This is a genomic window from Schinkia azotoformans LMG 9581 (assembly GCF_000307855.1).
Taxonomy (GTDB): domain Bacteria; phylum Bacillota; class Bacilli; order Bacillales; family Bacillaceae_J; genus Schinkia; species Schinkia azotoformans.
Genome location: NZ_AJLR01000048.1, coordinates 38,391 through 54,609, shown reverse-complemented (window position 1 = coordinate 54,609; position 16,219 = coordinate 38,391). Strand labels below are relative to the sequence as shown.

The window sequence follows — 16,219 nt, the reverse complement described above, 5'->3', positions numbered from 1 at the left end:
ATCATAAACTTTACTTTCACTTACTATTGTCTAATAAGGTTAATTAGCTCCTCAATATCTTCTTCGCTGATTCCATTATTATTTCCGGTGTCACCATTACCCGGATTAGGTTTTTTGTTATTATTTTGGCCATTTCCGTTACTATTGCCGTTACTAGGTGAACCTGGCTCCGTTGGTTCTGTCGGGTTTTCAGGATCAGTTGGATTGACAGGAGCCAATGGGTCAAAGATACTTGTCTCTATATTCGCTACCACAGGTTCACTTACATTTTCTCCGTTAGTATCATCAACAACAACGATTTTAAAGGCATATAAGCTTTCAGGATATGGGTCAGTAATTGTGACAGTCATTTCTTTTCCGGACCAATATGGGATAAAGTTACTGTTATTTATTGCTGTACTAACAACAAAGGAAACGCGTTCTAGCAATTTCTCATCATACTGCCATTTAAGGACAATTTTATTTGCTTCATTATCATAATTAACTTCAACATTTTGAACCGGTGGAATTGTATCAAACTGATCCGATGTTTCCGTCGGTTCTGTCCCTTTAACAAAGTATTCGTATACTACCTGGTCGCTAGGGGTAAAAACACTTGGCAGTTTAGGAGGGTTTGATCCTTTTACAACCGGTGATTTGACAACACTATTAGGAACTGTAAAATCCCTTTGTTTTTCACCTTTTGTGATTTCACTCATAACAACTTTGAATACTTGCTTAGCGATGCCTGAAGACTTGCTGGAAATATAATTTCCCTTTCCATGTTCACTATATCCGGTCCAAACCGAAATTGTATAGTCGGGGGAATAACCCGTAAACCATACATCCGGAATACCACCTTTAGGTATATCGTATTTTTTCTTTGTTTCATCATCAAAGTTTGTTGAACCTGTTTTTCCGGCAATATGGACTCCTGATACATTGGCAGAACGTCCTGTTCCAGATTTAACAACTGATTTAAGCATATCTGTGACCATAAACGCTGTATAGTCTTTCATGACAACCTCTTGTTTCGGCTGCATATCAATTTCACGGCCATCAGGGAAGACAACTTTTCTAATCGTATGCGGCTTCGTATAGATCCCGTTGTTTCCAAAAGCACTATAGGCACCGGCCTGGTCCATCGGTGACATACCGTTAAAACCACCGATACTATATGCTTCATTGATTCGGTCCTCTACTCTAACCCCAAGTTTTGCTGCAAACTCACGCGATTTTGAAGGTCCAATCTCCTGAAACGTTTTAAGAGCCGGAATATTCCTTGAATCAGCCAAAGCGTCGCGAATAGACATTTGTCCTTTGTAACGGCCATCCCAGTTTTTAACGGCTGGGCCATTTGTGTAGGTATGCGGTTCATCCACGATTTGGTGATAGGTCGACCATTGTAAATGTTCAATTGCCGGACCGTAATCAAAAATTGGTTTTGCCGTAGATCCAGGCTGACGTTTCATATCTGTGGCGAAATAGGATGTACTTTGATGTCTGCCGCCACCAATCGCTAACAATTCACCTGTTTTTGTATCTAGAACAACAAGCCCAGCTTGGAAGCGATCATCAGGATATTTAATATATTCATTCGTATCCAACACTTTTTCCACGAACTTTTGAGCATTAGGATCTAATGTTGTATAAATACTGACACCACTTGATAAAACATCTAGATCTTTCACCTGTTCTATTTCCTCTAAAACTTGATCAATAAAGGCATCATGTGGGTTTGTTTTTTCTTCTTTTTTAACAATGTAGTCGGTAACATGGGTTGCCTTTGCTGCGTCCGCTTGTTCTTTTGTTATTTTTCCATGCATTTCCATGTAGGATAGAACGGTATTGCGTCTTTTTTCAGCCAAGTCAGGATATTTATATGGGTCATACCCGGATGGTCTTTGCGGTAATCCGGCTAATAACGCTGCCTCCGGTAGTTCAAGGTCCTTAAGATCCTTTCCAAAGTAGGTTTCGGCTGCTTTTGCAACACCATACGATTTATTCCCATAATTAATTTTATTTAAATACATTGTAAGAATTTGCTGTTTTGAATATTTTGCATCAAGCTGAATGGCCAACCACTGTTCTTGAACCTTCCGCTTAACTGTTTTTTCCGGTGATAAAAATGAAAGCTTAACGACTTGCTGTGTGATTGTACTTGCCCCTTGTGAACCGAAGCCGTTTTTTACGTTCGCGATAATGGCACCGCCGATTCGGAATAAATCAATTCCAAAATGATCGTAAAAGCGCACATCCTCTGTGGCGAGGACAGCATCCTCCAACACTTTAGGAATCTCATCATAGGTAATATTCGTTCGCTTTTCATTACCAAGTTCAGCAATTAAATTTTTATCACGGTCATAAACCTTCGTTGATTGAGGAATTTCCAAAGCCGCTGCATCTAATTTTGGAGCATCCAAAATAAAGGCCACAGCCGTGATTCCTCCTGCAACTACTCCAATGACACCAATCATAAAGATAATAAATACGATACGTTTAAATAATTTGCGAGCACTTGATTTACTTTTTACATTCACTTTCTTTTCAGTTTTATTTTCTTTTAAGGCTCGCCTTTCTTGTCGTGTACGATAGTTTTCAGACACCGTAATAACCTGCCTTTCAAACTTCCTATAGATTAAAATAGATGCAATCAATGACTTTTAAATAATCAATTCTTGGATTGAGACTGATTGAAATCGGGTACCCACGTTCTTCAATATATTTTTTAGGAATTGATTTTCTGCCTCCTTTTGATTGTTCATCCCAATAAGAAAAAAGATGCTGTGCTTCCAAAAAAAACACTTCATCAGTAATGGAGAACCGTAAAAGAATAAAGCAAATCCCATTTTGCTTATACACAGCCTTCATGTGATTAATCTGATGTTCATGGAAATTATGCAAAGGAAATGACGTTTTATTTTGTGTTTCCTTTGCTTCGAAGTCAACATATTTTCCTCGGTAAACACCATTATAATCTGTAGTCGATTGCTGTTTGAAATATGCTTCTTTTATTACGGCTGCACTTCTTTTTGGATAATCAACAGATACAATTTGTACGGGTGTGGGTTTTTTATGAATGACAGCCAAACCCTGGACTAAGTAATACTGATTGCTTGCGTTAATATCCTCTTCAAGAGTCATACCGCGATTACTATAAGTCAATTTTTTTATATCTGTTGTTAGCTTTTTTTGTGGTGGCACAAAAGCTTGTCCATTCGGATATCGAATCGTCATCTTTTTCAGACCCTCTCAGGAAATTGCTCCTCTAAAATACTAAATATAGCATATTTTGTTGAATTTCGCACATGTTATTTGTGTACTCTAAACGTTAATACAATAAAGGAGATAATTATTTTGAATTTGATTTCCTACATCAATCGGATTGTCGCTAAGGGCAATGTAGATAACATCTCACGGACTCAGTATTATTATAGATATTATGTTCGAAATCCTGAAATAGAATGGTCCTTTTTAGCTAGTATCGTTTCAAGAAATGCCGGTTGGAATATGACTGATCTTAAGGGCATCTACCTCCCGCAGGTACTGCCCAAAAGCTTGCGAGAGCAAATGTTTCATACCTATGAACGGGCAAATTGGCTCATTTTTTTAGACGCATTTCCGCAATTAATGTTACATGAATTATCAAAACGATATAATACCTCGTTTTTTCATTTGTTAAAATACTTTCATGTTTCAGAGTTTATGCAAAAGGAATGGCGAACTTTTTGGGAGACGAAGGACCGGAAGCGGTTAATGGCTGCTCTAATTATTAATGAACAAAATGTTATTCAAAAGCCTGTTATTTCCCACCCATATTATAAAAGAAAGGTCTTTCATTCTTTCCCATTTTTAGTTCAGGATTGGCTACATTATAGTTCGGTTTTGTTTCCGACGATAGCAGGAAAATTGTATGGATTTTCTGTTCATGATTTTACAGATGTCGATGAAAGAATTCGATTAGGGAAAAAATTAGCATGGCTATTGTTCCATCCGGACTATTATCATGATTTCAAACAGTTTTCTGAGCGAACAGAGCATACGGGCTCGAGGCAGGATTATGAACAGTATATCGGTATGGGAAAAAGAAGGGACACCCCGTTTTTAAGAATGGCTTTTCCAATTATTCAACATCATCGTGGTGATTTTTCAGATTGGTACAAACCTATCAAAAGAACAGAGAAATGGTTTAAGCCGATTCGAACCCCAAAAAAATATCAGATTACAAATTGGTATTTAAACAAACAAAATCATCTACATAATGCGATTTCTATTTTAACTACAAAAAACGCTTGGTGATCCAAGCGTTTGATTGCACTTTTCTATTGTCTAGCTCGCCCCCGATTTTCCTATTCAGCCGGTCTGTTTGGCCCCTCAAGTTTTTTATTTCCATAGCCTGTTTTTGTTTCTTCATGTATAGCGCCGGAATTTTTCTTTTGCTTTTGTTCTTTAGCCATGATTTGATTATTCCTCCTTTTGTAGATAAGCCTCCTCTTTATTATTGATTTAGATGAAAAATATATACAAACTGATAGTGGTTGTCGAATCTATACTATTTTTAAGGATTTGCACTTCTTTTGCCGAATAAAAACTAGTTTTGTCAACCGTGAAGGGACTTTGAAAAATTTCTAGAATTAAACTAAAAACAAGGAAATCGGGAGGGATTTAAATGGGTGTTAACGGTCAATTTGATAATGCAGCCCAGAAAGCATGGGAGGAACGGTTTGATAAGCTTTTATCAAGATTAGATGATATCGAAAGGCAGCTATCTCTAAAAGCGGATGATGTTGTTTCGATGCAGGTCTTGCAGCATCGAAATGAATTGGAACAACTGGAATCTCGCCTAGAATTAATCGAAATGAGAATGGAACTCTTAGCGCAAATTGATGAAACGAAAATAGAAGTTGTTGAAAGTTATAAATTAAAAAAGCAACCATTTATGAATAAAATAGCAAGTATTTTTACTCTATAGGAAAAGAGAAAAGAGGCTGCATGACAGCCTCTTTTCTAATACTCAATTTCATCATAATCCTTTGGTTGTGGAACTGGCTGCATATTTGCAAAATCTAAATTCGTTTCTGTTAATTCCTCAGAAAACTCCAATTCACTGTGTATTTTGCGTGGATGCAGCCTCTTTTTTTGCTGCTTTTGATACCGTGGATATGGCATTAACAATGCACCTCTTAGTTATAATCTTCGTACATTATTAATATTTGATTTTGCAATGATTTCATTCATCGATTTATCGCATTGTTGTTGAAGCCCCTTGTAAAGTAAAACGGATGATTGTGCGTAATACACGTCTCATTTGATTCGTCGAAAAACGATAGGCTCTGAAAAGATAAGTTAACCATTGAATTTGTTGGATCATGCTTTCGTATATATTATTTGTTTTATTGTTTATAGTTCCGCTGACTTGATGTGCATGGGACAGTGTGAATTGAATAACAGTCCAAATGATGTATGTGATCATTTCTTGATCCATCCCAGCAGTTTCAAGTTCATGTATTAGGTGGGCATGTTCCTGCCGAAAGGCATTGTAAATATGATTAGCTGTATTTTGTTGGCGGTAAAAATAGTCGTAATCTATTTGATAATAGTACATCCTTAATTCCTCCAATAAACAAAAGTCATTACTTTATTCTATGAGGGAATCAGAATTATGTTATTTGTACTAAAAAATATCCCTTTTTTGTTTGTGTGAATGAAATGTAATAAGGAAATTCAAACTATGAAGGAATAACGAAAAAGGAGTGGGTCAAAAATGACGACAAATCGAAATAGTAAACATGGTAGTAAAAATCAAAGTTCCCCGGAGCTTGGAACAAATGATGTAATGCATGGGGTCGAGATGGAAAGCGGGAATAATAATAAAGGCAAGGAATATCGTTCAAGAATTGGAAGTAAGTCAAAGAAACTCCATCATGAATCGTAACGTGTATGAATGAATAATTTAATGCCTAAGCTATAAAGAAATTGTCTTTAAAGGGGAGTGGTGATATATGGATGATAAATTATTAGCTTGGCAAACACAGCTCGAAAGCGAAAGAACGTCACTTTTACAACTTCAAAGTAGTGGTAATTTTACCGATGAACAGGCCGGAAGATTATTGAATATTGAATCTATGCTTGAGCAAATCGCAATTAATCAATTTTTAAGTTAAGAAAAGCCGCCCATTATCCAGGCGGCTTTTCTTTATTGATCGTAACGCTCTCGTGCAGCATGCTCGGAAGCATCGACTTCTTTGCTGAAGGTTGCCTCAGCATACTCATTGCCAAATTCCTCTGCCAAAACATCTAATGGAGCAGCACTTTTCTTTTTATCAAATACTTCACGTTTCTTTTTTTGATTCGTCATTCATAAAACCTCCTAAAACTATAATTCATTACTTCATATCATATCGTCACCAAAAAAAGATAAAAAAATGTAAAAGATTAAAAGGTGTAAAATTTCAAATATTATAAAAAGTTGTTAAAATATGTTATGGAAGGGAGAGATTAAAGTGAAGCTTTCTAAACGAGATATTTTAGTAAAAAGAATTGAAAATCATCTTCGGCTTACATCAAGACAACTGGTGAAATTCGACACAGAGGAAGAGACTTTACAATATTTAATTAATTCATTTAGATCAGAACTTCATTGTGATTTTGTTGGTATTTTTTTGAAAGAGGAACATCAGTTATTTCCTAAGGCGATAAGTGGTGGTTCGGAGTCATTCGCAAATTCATTTCCGTTAAAAATTTCAGATTGTTCAAATGAGTTATTGATAAAAAGCTTGACGATAGAAAATTCTAACATTCCAGATTGTCAATTTTCAAGGTTATTGATGATGGAAAGAATTACAACCTGGTTCACTCTCCCTTTAAAAGAAGCGAATCATATTTCGGGATTTTGTGTTATAGGTTTTACGACAGCCGTCCCTTTATTTGTTGAGATGGATGATATATTTAATGAGTTTAGTAAAGATGTGGCCGTCGCTATCTCACTTGCTAAAGGGAAGGAAAAACAAAAAGAAAAAATTATTGGTATCGAGTGGTTTAGCCAAAATCTCCTGATTGATTCCACAATAGAACAGTTAGTAGAGAGAATTGTTGAACGTGCTGCCAAAGGCACTAAAGCAAAAGTAGCATGCATTTATCTATTTGATGAGAAAGAAGATTGTTTTGTTTTGCAATCACCTGCATATGGTGTCGTCAAACAACCGGAAATCATTGCAATTGCAGATGATTATATTTTAAAGCATCATTTTCCATGTTTAGAAACACCAGGCGGTGGACAGCTTACAGTTCCTTTAGTTATCAATTTGAAAACAATCGGTGTTTTACATGTAGAGGACAAGCGTAAAGGTGTTTTTACAAGTGATGATTTTGAAGTCTTGGAATTAATGTCCACCCATGTTGCTTCAATGCTCGAGAATGCAAGATTATATAAGAATGAAAAAGAACATAAACAACAGCTCCATTCCTTATTGGACTACCACCAGGAGCTTATTAAAAAAACAGTGGACCAAGAAGGGTTTGAAGGAATTACAGATGCTTTAAGCAAGCTGTTATTAAAATCAGTAATATTATTTGATCGGTTTTTGCGTCCGCTCAGCTTTAACTTAATGAATCTAAAGGAAAGCGACTTACAGATAATTGGTGAATTTGCTGAGAAAATAATATTGAATAATAGAAAAAATGAAATGATGATTCCGATTGCTAATGACCGAAGTGAAAATTTTCATTTTTGGCCAGTGAACGGCGCGGGAGATTTATTAGGCTATTTAGCTGTCAACATACCATCTGATGAGTTTGATGATATAGCCAGAATAAGTATTGAACTAGCATTGAATGTTTATTCTGTTCAATTTGTTAAGCAAAAGATCGTTTTAGATACAAAAGAACAGGTCAAGGATAGCTTTATTAATAAATTATTAGCAAAAAAGGTGGAAGATCCGAAAAGTATTATGCAATACGCAAATCTATTTAATTGGGATTTGCGGAAGGAATATAGAATTTCTGTGTTATCTATCATTCTTGATGACGATGAAATAAAAAAAGGTAATTTACTAGAACAACAAGCAAAGAAGTCATCCATCTGGGAACGATTAAGAGCAAGTTTGCAGCTGTTTGATCCGGATTTTATCTTTTCAAATAAAGGTGATGATTTTATTTTATTTGTTGAATCGGCAAAAGAGCGGAAAAATCCTGAGAAATATTGGGATACTCTATATGAATATTTAAACAATAGAATGAAAAGGGAGAAAATATCAGGTCAGTTATTTATTGGTGTTGGCGGAAAAACAAATGATATACATGAATATTACAATTGTTATCTACAGGGACTACAAGCTATCCATGTAATTAATCAGCGTATTCCCAGGACCGGATTTGCATTATTTGAAAAGCTCGGTGCCTATACTTTACTTTATCATTTAAAGAATAACGACTTTGCCTCAGATTTTATTAATCGACATTTAAAGCCCTTATTACAATATTCAGATCAAAAAAATGTGGATTTGTTTCAAACGCTCCGAGTTTATCTTTTTCAAAATGGTAATTTAAAAGAAACGGCAGATACTCTTTTTATACACAGAAGTACATTACAATATCGAATCGAAAAGATCCAAACCTTATTGAAGGTTGATATTAATGATTCAGAAGAGCGTTTGAATTTAATGATGGCTTATAAACTTTATGACTTACAACGGGTTGCTCCTAATAATTAAGGAAATTGAATGGGATGTTTCGTACACGGCATACATATGAAAATATGAAAATCGGTCTTACAATGTAGAAAATATACTTTGTTGTTTGGAGGAACAGACATGGTTGATTCATTAAAATATGAAATTATGAATAATGTGGCATATGTTTCTATTGATCTTATTCCTTATAGTCCATTAAACAATGAATTATATAAAGAACTTGCTTTTGTGATGATGGAAATAGATAGAGATGATGACGTTAATGTTGCAGTAATTTCGATTGAAAATGATAAGATATTTGATTCAAAAGAGAAAATAAGAAGGATAATTAATTTCAATGAAAATAGAAGCATTAACCCCTCACAAATATCTAACTATGCTTATCGTGTTATAAAAAAAATGACCAAGCCCGTTTTGGGAGCTATTAATGGGTTGGCCATTGGGGGAGTGTTTGAATTAGCCCTATCATGTGATCTCCTTATTTGTTCTGATCGGGCTAAATTTGCATTTCCAGAAGTCAACTTGGCCATTCTGCCAAGTGGCGGAGGTACACAACGTTTACAACAAATAGTCGGACAATCAAAAGCGAAGGAACTTCTCTACTTTGGTACGATGATTGATGCCCAAAAGGCAATGGAGATTAACCTGGTAAATTCAGTTGTCCCATATGAACAATTAATGCGAACAACAAAAGAATGGGCTGAAAAGTTAGCTAAAAAAACAATCCATGGTGGAAAGTATTAACATCAATATATATATAGGCAGTCCCAAACATAGGGGAGTGCTTTTTTTTTATTTCTATACTTTTTAAATCTATTAATATAATAAATCCGTATAATTGCTGAAAAAGAGGTGTGCTTTTCATATACCGTGTAGGTGTTTTTATAAAGTGTAATTATTTATAATCAAGTTACAGAAAATAGAAAAATATCTGAATTATCAATCGCTGTTTATCTTTGTACTAGAGTTACAACTTTGCTAGATACATACGGATATCATTTGGAAGCGGTTGCAATGTGTGAATTTTTTCGATTGAGGGGGAAAGAGAACTTGTTTAAATTACGCTATGAAATGTCAGTTTCACAATTGTTACGGACTGCCATTGAAAAATGCCCTGACAGTGAAGTCATTGTTGATGAGATTAGAAGAATGAAATATTCCGAACTTGATAAGGAGTCAACTGAATTAGCGGCCGGATTAACTACTTTAGGCGTAAAAAAGGGTGATCGTGTTGCGGTTAGCCTGCCCAATTGGCATGAATTTATCGTAATTAAATTTGCGCTAGGAAAGATTGGAGCTATTCTAGTCCCGTTTAACACGCGCTTTAAAATTGGTGAAGTGGCCTACATTCTTCAAAAATCGGGAGCAAAAGCGGTTTTCTTCCCACGTGAGTTTGACGATATCAATCATTATGGACAGTACCTTGAATTGAAAGAAAGCATCCCCACCCTCCAACATTTAATTGGGGTCCGTTTCAAAGCCGAATCAGTTCAAAGTTTTGAAGATTTGCTTGAATTAGGAAAGGGAGTTCCATTTACAGAAGTAGAAATTGACTCCAAGGAAGATGTTTCCGCAATCTTATTTACTTCTGGAACGACAGGAAAACCGAAGGGCGCCATGCTTACCCATAAAAATTTAGTACATACAGCGGTAGCTGGCGGGGAGTGGATGAGATGTACACCAGATGATGTATTTTTAATGCCTACACCAGTTTTTCATGTTATGGGGCTTATGTTTATTCTTAGAACGGTCGCTTCAGAAGCACGAATGGTGTTAATGGAGGTATTTAAGCCAGAAAAAGCGCTTGCCCTGATAGAAAAGGAAAAGGTAACCATCCATCCTGGTGTTCCAACGATGTTTATTCTTGAATTAAATCACCCTAATTTTAAGAAGTACGATCTTTCATCATTAAGAACTGGAGAAATGGCGGCGGCACCTTGTCCAGTAGAAATCATTCATCGTATTCGAAAAGAAATGGGAATGAATGTACTGGTAGGTTATGGAATGACCGAAACATCACCGACCTTAACAGCAACAGGATTTGACGACGACAATATCACACGGGCTGAAACAGTTGGACGTCCATTGCCAGGTGTAGAAATTAAGATCGTGGATGAGAACAGAAATGTGGTCGAACTAAATACAATTGGTGAATTAGCTTGTCGCAGCTTTGGCCTAATGAAAGGCTATTATAAGGATCCAGAAAAAACAGCGGAGGCAATGGATGAAAATGGTTGGTATTATAGCGGTGATCTAGCCACTCAAGATGAAAAAGGCTATATTCGCATCGTTGGGCGCAAGAAGGAAATGATCATACGCGGTGGATACAATATTTATCCAAGGGAGGTAGAAGAATATTTCTATACCCATCCAGGGGTAATGGAAGTGGCGATTGTCGGATTGCCAGATTCAGTTTTGGGTGAGGTCTCGTGTGCATGTATAAAACCGAAGCCCAATGTAGTTCTCACGGAGGCTGAAATGAAAGATTTTATTAGTGAGAGAGTGGCAGATTATAAGGTTCCAGACCGAATTGTATTTGTTGATAGCTTTCCAATGACCGCATCTGGAAAAATTAGAAAGCTAGATCTCAAAAGTCAATTACAGTCTGAGTACCAAGCAAAATAATAGATCATAAAAATATGGAGGTTTGTAATGAATATCAAAACAGTTGGAGTCGTCGGCGCAGGTTCAATGGGCGGAGGTATCGCTAATTTAGCAGCAATCAATGGCTATAATGTGATTTTAAGAGATATTAGTGATGAATATCTCCAAAGAGCATTAAATAATATGGATAAGTTCATGAGTAAAAGTGTTGAACGAGGGAAAATGACGCCTGAACAAAAAACAGAGGCATTAGCTCGAATTCAAACGACAACAAATCTTGAAGATATGAAGGATGCCGATATCGTTATCGAAGCAGTTATTGAAGATTTAGATTTGAAAAAAGAGGTTTTTACACAGCTTGATGAGATCGTCCGAGAAGGAGTAATTTTGGCAACAAATACATCATCAATGTCAATTACACTTATTGCTGAAGCAACAAAGCGCCCAGAACGTGTTGCAGGAATGCACTTCTTTAATCCTGCTCAAATTATGAAGCTTGTTGAGGTTGTTAGAGGCTATAAAACTAGTGATGAAACAGTAGCAGAGCTTAAAGAATTTTCATTAAGTTTGAAAAAAGAGCCGATCGAAGTGAAGAAGGATGTACCCGGTTTTATTGTGAACCGGATTATGACACCGCAATTTATTGAAGCAATTAAGCTATTAGAAGAAGGTGTTGCATCAGCCGAAGACATCGATAAGGCTGTTACTTTAGGTTTAAATTACCCAATGGGGCCATTCACACTACAAGACTATGCCGGTGTTGATATTGGTTATTACGTCATGGAATACTTTGCTAAGGAATTTAACGATAATAAATGGGCACCGCCATTATTATTAAAACAATTAGTACGAGCTGGCAGATTAGGTAAAAAGACAGGCGCTGGCTTTTACGATTACAATAACTAAAAATTTGGAGGAATTACAAAATGAATTACGATTTTTTACAATGTGAAATTGAAGATAATATTGCGATTGTTACGATCAATCGACCACCGCTAAATCCTTTAAATACGGCTGTTTTTAATGAGTTGGGTTCCTTAATGTCAGAATTGGATATGGACCCTGAAGTGAAGGTTGTGATTATCACTGGCAGTGGCGAAAAAGCGTTTGTTGCAGGGGCGGATTTACATCAAATGATGAACCTCTCCCATGTCGGTATGATGGAAATGAATAAAATTTCTAGAAATGTATTTAGTCAAATCGAAAATATATCAAAACCTGTTATTGCAGCCATTAATGGCTTGGCTCTAGGTGGAGGTTTGGAGCTTGCATTAGTTTGTGATTTCCGCATCAGTTCTGAAAAAGCAAAATACGCCTTCCCAGAAGTTGGACTAGGAATTATTCCTGGTGGCGGGGGTACTCAGCGTCTGCAAAGAATCGTTGGACAGGGAGTAGCAAAAGAACTTCTTTACTTTGGAGACATGTTTAATGCCGATAAAGCCTTGGATATTCATTTAGTTCATAAGGTAGTGCCAGCCGATGAAGTATTACAAACAGCAAAGGAATGGGCAGGAAGATTAGCGGAAAAGCCGATCATGGCTTTGCGCATGATTAAAACAGCGGTGAATACTGGTGCGAATGTTGACATTGAATCTGGGTTAACAATCGAAAGCGCCTGCTTCAGTAATGCCTTTGCGACAGAGGACCGTAAAGAAGGCATGCAAGCGTTTGTTGAGAAAAGAAAGCCTGTCTATACTGGCCAATAATCATCTATCTAGGGTAAAAATAGGAGGAATTAGGATATGAAAAAGCTGTTTAAAAGGAAGTCTTTACTCATAACTTTAATGTTATCTTTGCTATTAGTTTTTACAGCTTGTGGAAATACACAAACGAATTCTAGCAGTAGTACTGGTGAAAGCAGTCAAGGAGAAGCAGGTGGCGCGGGTGATGTGATCAAGATTGGGGCTATCTTTTCTGAAACTGGACCAGCATCAACATTAGGTAAAACACAGGCTAATCTAGTGAAGCTATTACAAAAACAGCTTGATGAGCAAGGTGGAATTGATGGTAAGAAGATCCAAATTATTATGCAAGACTATGAAACGGATGATACAAAAGCCGTCGTCGCAGCGGATAAGTTAATTTCCGAAGGTGTTGTCGCAATTGTAGGAGCAACACAATCTAGTACAACAATGGCAATTGTTCCCAAAATTACAGGTGCAGGTATTCCATTGATGACAACTGCACCAATTAACCCAGATACTAAAGGTGTTTTCCAAATGGCACCAAGCAATGTAACCGCAGGTGAATTAATTAAAGACTTCCTACAAGAAAGAAATATTTCAAAAATAGCTTGGATTAATGCACGTGATGGGTATGGTGTTGATGGATTGCCATCATTTGAAAAAGTAGCTGCAGAAAATAATATTGAAATTGTTGCTCATGAAGAATTTGATGCCAATGCTACGGATATGACTATTCAATTAACAAATATTCGTAAAGCCAATCCAGAGGCGATTATCGTTTGGTCAAGAACACCTGGAGCAGGTATTGTTGCAAGAAACTTCAAGTCTTTAGGTTTTGATATCCCAATGATTCAAGCAAATGCAGCAGCAAACCAAGGATTTTTAGACCAAGTGAAAGATGATAATGAAGAAATCTTTATTGTAGGTGCCAAATTAAGTGTTGTTGATCAATTACCAGCTGGTCCGCAAAAAGACAACTTAATGAAATTGCGCGATGATTACAAAGCAATGTTCAATAGTGAGCCGGATAACTTTACTGCACATGCAGCCGATGGATTTAATTTAATTTTTGAAGCGATTAAGGCTGGAAATACAACGTCTGAACAAATTGCAGAATACCTGCAAAACAATGTTAACGATTACCTCGGCCTATCAGGCACATTTAATACAAAGTCTTATGTTGGACCAAACGAAGATGGATTCTCAATGTTAGCCATTGAGAACAACACTTGGAAATTTAGTGAGCAATAAATAGAAAAAAGCACAATGGCAGAATAATTTTTCTGCCATTGCCTTTTAAGAAGGGAGTTAATTGATATGGATTTAATCATGCAATATATTGTAACCGGGTTAACGGTTGGTAGTATCTACGCCCTTATTGCGATCGGATTTGTAACGATTTATAACATCACCGGTGTTTTAAATTTTGCCCAAGGTGAATTCGCAATGATCGGCGCTTTAACATGTATTACTTTTGTTAATGCCGGATTACCGATGTTTATTTCTATTGTTTTGGCCATTGTCGCAACCGCTATCATTGGATTCGCCATCGAAAGAACAGCTATTTCCCAGGCTCGTAACAGCTCAGTCATGAACCTCATCGTAATCACTGTAGGATTGTCTATCTTTTTAAAAGGGCTAGGGCTAATCATTTGGGGTACTTATCCAAAACAATTGGCTCCCATTATTAGGATGGACCCTATTAATTTTATGGGGGCGGTTATCAATCCACAAAGTATCGTCATTTTTATTGTTTTAGCTATTCTTCTATTTGTATTATATGTCTTTTTTGATAAAACCTATATTGGTTCTGCCTTAAAGGCGAGTGAAAAAAATCCTCGTGCAGCAAGACTAATGGGGATTAATACGAAAACAATGTCGGCTTTAGCCTTTACTTTAGCCGCTGCATTAGGTGCGATTGCCGGTATCATGATTTCTCCATTAACAGATGCAACTTATGAAATGGGATTTTTAATTGGTATTAAAGGATTTGTTGGCATGGTGATTGGCGGGATGAATAATATTTCTGGTGCTGTCATGGGTGCATTATTAGTAGGGTTATTAGAAGCATTTTCCGGTGGGTTTGTTTCAACCTTTTATAGTGATGCGATCACATTCTTAGTTTTAATCGTCGTTCTTTTCCTTAAGCCAAATGGCCTATTTGCAAGAGCAACCGGAGAAAGAGTATAGGAGGGAGCCAGATGACAAAGCTTGAAAATATATTATACGGGAATCGTCTAAAGCCTCTTCTTGTACTAGCAGCGATTATATTACTATTACCGACCTTTGTTAAGTCACAATATATTTTTACAATCCTTATTTTAATTGGGATTTATGCGATCGTTACGGTTGGTTTAAGCTTATTGATTGGGTATGCCGGACAGATATCCCTCGGTCATGCTGCTTTCTTTGGCATTGGCGCGTATGCTTCAGCGATTTTAAGTGGTACCCACCAAATGTCTCCTTGGCTTGCAATGCTAATTGGAATGGTGGCGACGTTTATTCTTGCCTATATCATTGGTATTCCAATCCTAAAGCTTAAAGGTCATTTTCTTGCACTTGCTACAATCGGGATCAATATTATCGTCTATATCTTATTGTTAGGGCTTAATAATATTACCGGGGGAGCAGCCGGGTTTGTTGGTATTCCAATCTTAACCTTATTTGGTTTCTCGTTAAACGATAAATTATTTTTCTATTTTTTCGTTTGGATTGTCGCTTTCCTTATTATCATTTTATCCACGAACATCGTTCGTTCCCATGTTGGGAGATTGTTAAGAAGTATCCATGATAGTGAAATTGCAACGGAAACATTAGGTGTGCAAGTTTCAAAATATAAAGTAGCGATTTTTGCATTGAGTGCGGCATTTGCTTCGATTGCAGGAAGTATTTACGCCCATTATATTACCTTCATTTCGCCACCGACCTTTTATATTACAAAATCCATTTTGTTCTTGATTATGGTCATGGTTGGAGGAGCAAGTTCTGTATGGGGTGCTGTTTTAGGTACAGCCATCATCATGTTTTTAAATGAGTTGATTCGTTTTGTTGGTCATACGTATTTTGGCATTAGCGGTGAAGTTGAAATCGTTGTATATGGGTTAATCATTATTTTAATCATGATGTATTTGCCCAAGGGACTACTGCCATTATTTTCGCAAATATTTCAGAAAAAACGAAAAAATGAGCCAATCCCAGCAATCGATGAAAACCATGTGACTAGCTCTACATCAAAAGTATCGTCACAGGAAGGAGTCTAAT

The 16,219-nt window shown here is 36.6% G+C and carries 17 protein-coding genes; 12 read left to right on the top strand and 5 right to left on the bottom strand.

Features of this window, described 5'->3' with window-relative positions:
* Window positions 1–23: 23 nt before the first annotated feature.
* Window positions 24–2,585 carry a transglycosylase domain-containing protein gene (locus BAZO_RS08960; RefSeq protein WP_003331109.1) on the bottom strand — a complete coding sequence of 854 codons (2,562 nt, stop codon included), beginning with the start codon at window positions 2,583–2,585 and terminating at the stop codon, window positions 24–26.
* A gap of 25 nt (window positions 2,586–2,610) precedes the next feature.
* On the bottom strand, window positions 2,611–3,216 hold the full coding sequence (gene recU, locus BAZO_RS08955; protein ID WP_003331108.1) for a Holliday junction resolvase RecU: 606 nt from the start codon (window positions 3,214–3,216) through the stop codon (window positions 2,611–2,613).
* A gap of 120 nt (window positions 3,217–3,336) precedes the next feature.
* Between recU and BAZO_RS08950 the strand changes: the two genes are divergently transcribed.
* Together BAZO_RS08950 and BAZO_RS08945 are read left to right on the top strand one after the other, a co-directional pair.
* The gene (locus BAZO_RS08950; protein WP_003331107.1) at window positions 3,337–4,278 is read left to right on the top strand and encodes a DUF2515 domain-containing protein; all 942 of its coding nucleotides are present in this window, start codon (window positions 3,337–3,339) and stop codon (window positions 4,276–4,278) included.
* A gap of 370 nt (window positions 4,279–4,648) precedes the next feature.
* A complete protein-coding gene (locus BAZO_RS08945; RefSeq protein ID WP_003331106.1) occupies window positions 4,649–4,951 on the top strand; it encodes a hypothetical protein in 303 nt (100 codons plus the stop codon).
* 35 nt (window positions 4,952–4,986) lie between these two features.
* Here BAZO_RS08945 and BAZO_RS22040 read toward each other — a convergent pair whose 3' ends face one another.
* The gene (locus BAZO_RS22040; RefSeq protein ID WP_087946156.1) at window positions 4,987–5,148 is read right to left on the bottom strand and encodes a hypothetical protein; all 162 of its coding nucleotides are present in this window, start codon (window positions 5,146–5,148) and stop codon (window positions 4,987–4,989) included.
* 73 nt (window positions 5,149–5,221) lie between these two features.
* Complete coding sequence (locus BAZO_RS08940) at window positions 5,222–5,584, bottom strand: hypothetical protein (protein WP_003331105.1); 363 nt, start codon at window positions 5,582–5,584, stop codon at window positions 5,222–5,224.
* Window positions 5,585–5,743: 159 nt separating this feature from the next.
* On the opposite strand from BAZO_RS08940, the gene BAZO_RS08935 reads away from it, so the two are divergent.
* Both BAZO_RS08935 and BAZO_RS22370 read left to right on the top strand, forming a co-directional pair.
* Window positions 5,744–5,914, top strand: coding sequence for a hypothetical protein (locus tag BAZO_RS08935; protein WP_003331104.1), 171 nt, complete (start codon window positions 5,744–5,746; stop codon window positions 5,912–5,914).
* A gap of 67 nt (window positions 5,915–5,981) precedes the next feature.
* Window positions 5,982–6,143 (top strand): hypothetical protein, encoded by a 162-nt coding sequence (locus BAZO_RS22370; RefSeq protein ID WP_157382104.1) that lies wholly within the window; start codon window positions 5,982–5,984, stop codon window positions 6,141–6,143.
* Between the two features lie 32 nt (window positions 6,144–6,175).
* Here the strand turns inward: BAZO_RS22370 and BAZO_RS22365 are convergent, their stop codons facing one another.
* On the bottom strand, window positions 6,176–6,337 hold the full coding sequence (locus BAZO_RS22365) for a hypothetical protein (protein ID WP_157382103.1): 162 nt from the start codon (window positions 6,335–6,337) through the stop codon (window positions 6,176–6,178).
* A 145-nt stretch (window positions 6,338–6,482) separates the two neighbouring features.
* On the opposite strand from BAZO_RS22365, the gene BAZO_RS08930 reads away from it, so the two are divergent.
* The 8 genes from BAZO_RS08930 (at window position 6,483) to BAZO_RS08895 (ending at window position 16,218) form a co-directional block, all read left to right on the top strand.
* Window positions 6,483–8,690, top strand: coding sequence for a helix-turn-helix domain-containing protein (locus tag BAZO_RS08930; protein ID WP_003331103.1), 2,208 nt, complete (start codon window positions 6,483–6,485; stop codon window positions 8,688–8,690).
* A 99-nt stretch (window positions 8,691–8,789) separates the two neighbouring features.
* Entirely contained in the window at window positions 8,790–9,413 is a 624-nt protein-coding gene (locus BAZO_RS08925) for an enoyl-CoA hydratase/isomerase family protein (RefSeq protein ID WP_003331102.1), read from the top strand.
* A gap of 306 nt (window positions 9,414–9,719) precedes the next feature.
* Window positions 9,720–11,294: a long-chain-fatty-acid--CoA ligase gene (locus BAZO_RS08920; protein ID WP_003331100.1), complete on the top strand. Its 1,575-nt coding sequence runs from the start codon at window positions 9,720–9,722 to the stop codon at window positions 11,292–11,294.
* Window positions 11,295–11,321: 27 nt separating this feature from the next.
* Window positions 11,322–12,179, top strand: a complete 858-nt coding sequence (locus BAZO_RS08915; protein WP_003331099.1) for a 3-hydroxyacyl-CoA dehydrogenase family protein — start codon at window positions 11,322–11,324, stop codon at window positions 12,177–12,179.
* Window positions 12,180–12,199: 20 nt separating this feature from the next.
* The gene (locus BAZO_RS08910) at window positions 12,200–12,979 is read left to right on the top strand and encodes an enoyl-CoA hydratase-related protein (RefSeq protein WP_003331098.1); all 780 of its coding nucleotides are present in this window, start codon (window positions 12,200–12,202) and stop codon (window positions 12,977–12,979) included.
* Window positions 12,980–13,015: 36 nt separating this feature from the next.
* Window positions 13,016–14,209: an ABC transporter substrate-binding protein gene (locus tag BAZO_RS08905; protein WP_003331097.1), complete on the top strand. Its 1,194-nt coding sequence runs from the start codon at window positions 13,016–13,018 to the stop codon at window positions 14,207–14,209.
* A gap of 66 nt (window positions 14,210–14,275) precedes the next feature.
* Entirely contained in the window at window positions 14,276–15,148 is an 873-nt protein-coding gene (locus BAZO_RS08900) for a branched-chain amino acid ABC transporter permease (RefSeq protein WP_003331096.1), read from the top strand.
* An 11-nt stretch (window positions 15,149–15,159) separates the two neighbouring features.
* On the top strand, window positions 15,160–16,218 hold the full coding sequence (locus BAZO_RS08895) for a branched-chain amino acid ABC transporter permease (RefSeq protein WP_003331095.1): 1,059 nt from the start codon (window positions 15,160–15,162) through the stop codon (window positions 16,216–16,218).
* The last annotated feature ends 1 nt before the right edge of the window (window position 16,219 follow it).

Coding starts and splice junctions, on each gene's coding strand:
- BAZO_RS22365 (WP_157382103.1), bottom strand. CDS start 6,337: ATGACGAATCAAAAAAAGAAACGTGAAGTATTTGATAAAAAGAAAAGT.
- BAZO_RS08905 (WP_003331097.1), top strand. CDS start 13,016: ATGAAAAAGCTGTTTAAAAGGAAGTCTTTACTCATAACTTTAATGTTA.
- BAZO_RS22040 (WP_087946156.1), bottom strand. CDS start 5,148: ATGCCATATCCACGGTATCAAAAGCAGCAAAAAAAGAGGCTGCATCCA.
- BAZO_RS08945 (WP_003331106.1), top strand. CDS start 4,649: ATGGGTGTTAACGGTCAATTTGATAATGCAGCCCAGAAAGCATGGGAG.
- BAZO_RS08895 (WP_003331095.1), top strand. CDS start 15,160: ATGACAAAGCTTGAAAATATATTATACGGGAATCGTCTAAAGCCTCTT.
- BAZO_RS08910 (WP_003331098.1), top strand. CDS start 12,200: ATGAATTACGATTTTTTACAATGTGAAATTGAAGATAATATTGCGATT.
- BAZO_RS08940 (WP_003331105.1), bottom strand. CDS start 5,584: ATGTACTATTATCAAATAGATTACGACTATTTTTACCGCCAACAAAAT.
- BAZO_RS08935 (WP_003331104.1), top strand. CDS start 5,744: ATGACGACAAATCGAAATAGTAAACATGGTAGTAAAAATCAAAGTTCC.
- BAZO_RS22370 (WP_157382104.1), top strand. CDS start 5,982: ATGGATGATAAATTATTAGCTTGGCAAACACAGCTCGAAAGCGAAAGA.
- recU (WP_003331108.1), bottom strand. CDS start 3,216: ATGACGATTCGATATCCGAATGGACAAGCTTTTGTGCCACCACAAAAA.
- BAZO_RS08925 (WP_003331102.1), top strand. CDS start 8,790: ATGGTTGATTCATTAAAATATGAAATTATGAATAATGTGGCATATGTT.
- BAZO_RS08915 (WP_003331099.1), top strand. CDS start 11,322: ATGAATATCAAAACAGTTGGAGTCGTCGGCGCAGGTTCAATGGGCGGA.
- BAZO_RS08900 (WP_003331096.1), top strand. CDS start 14,276: ATGGATTTAATCATGCAATATATTGTAACCGGGTTAACGGTTGGTAGT.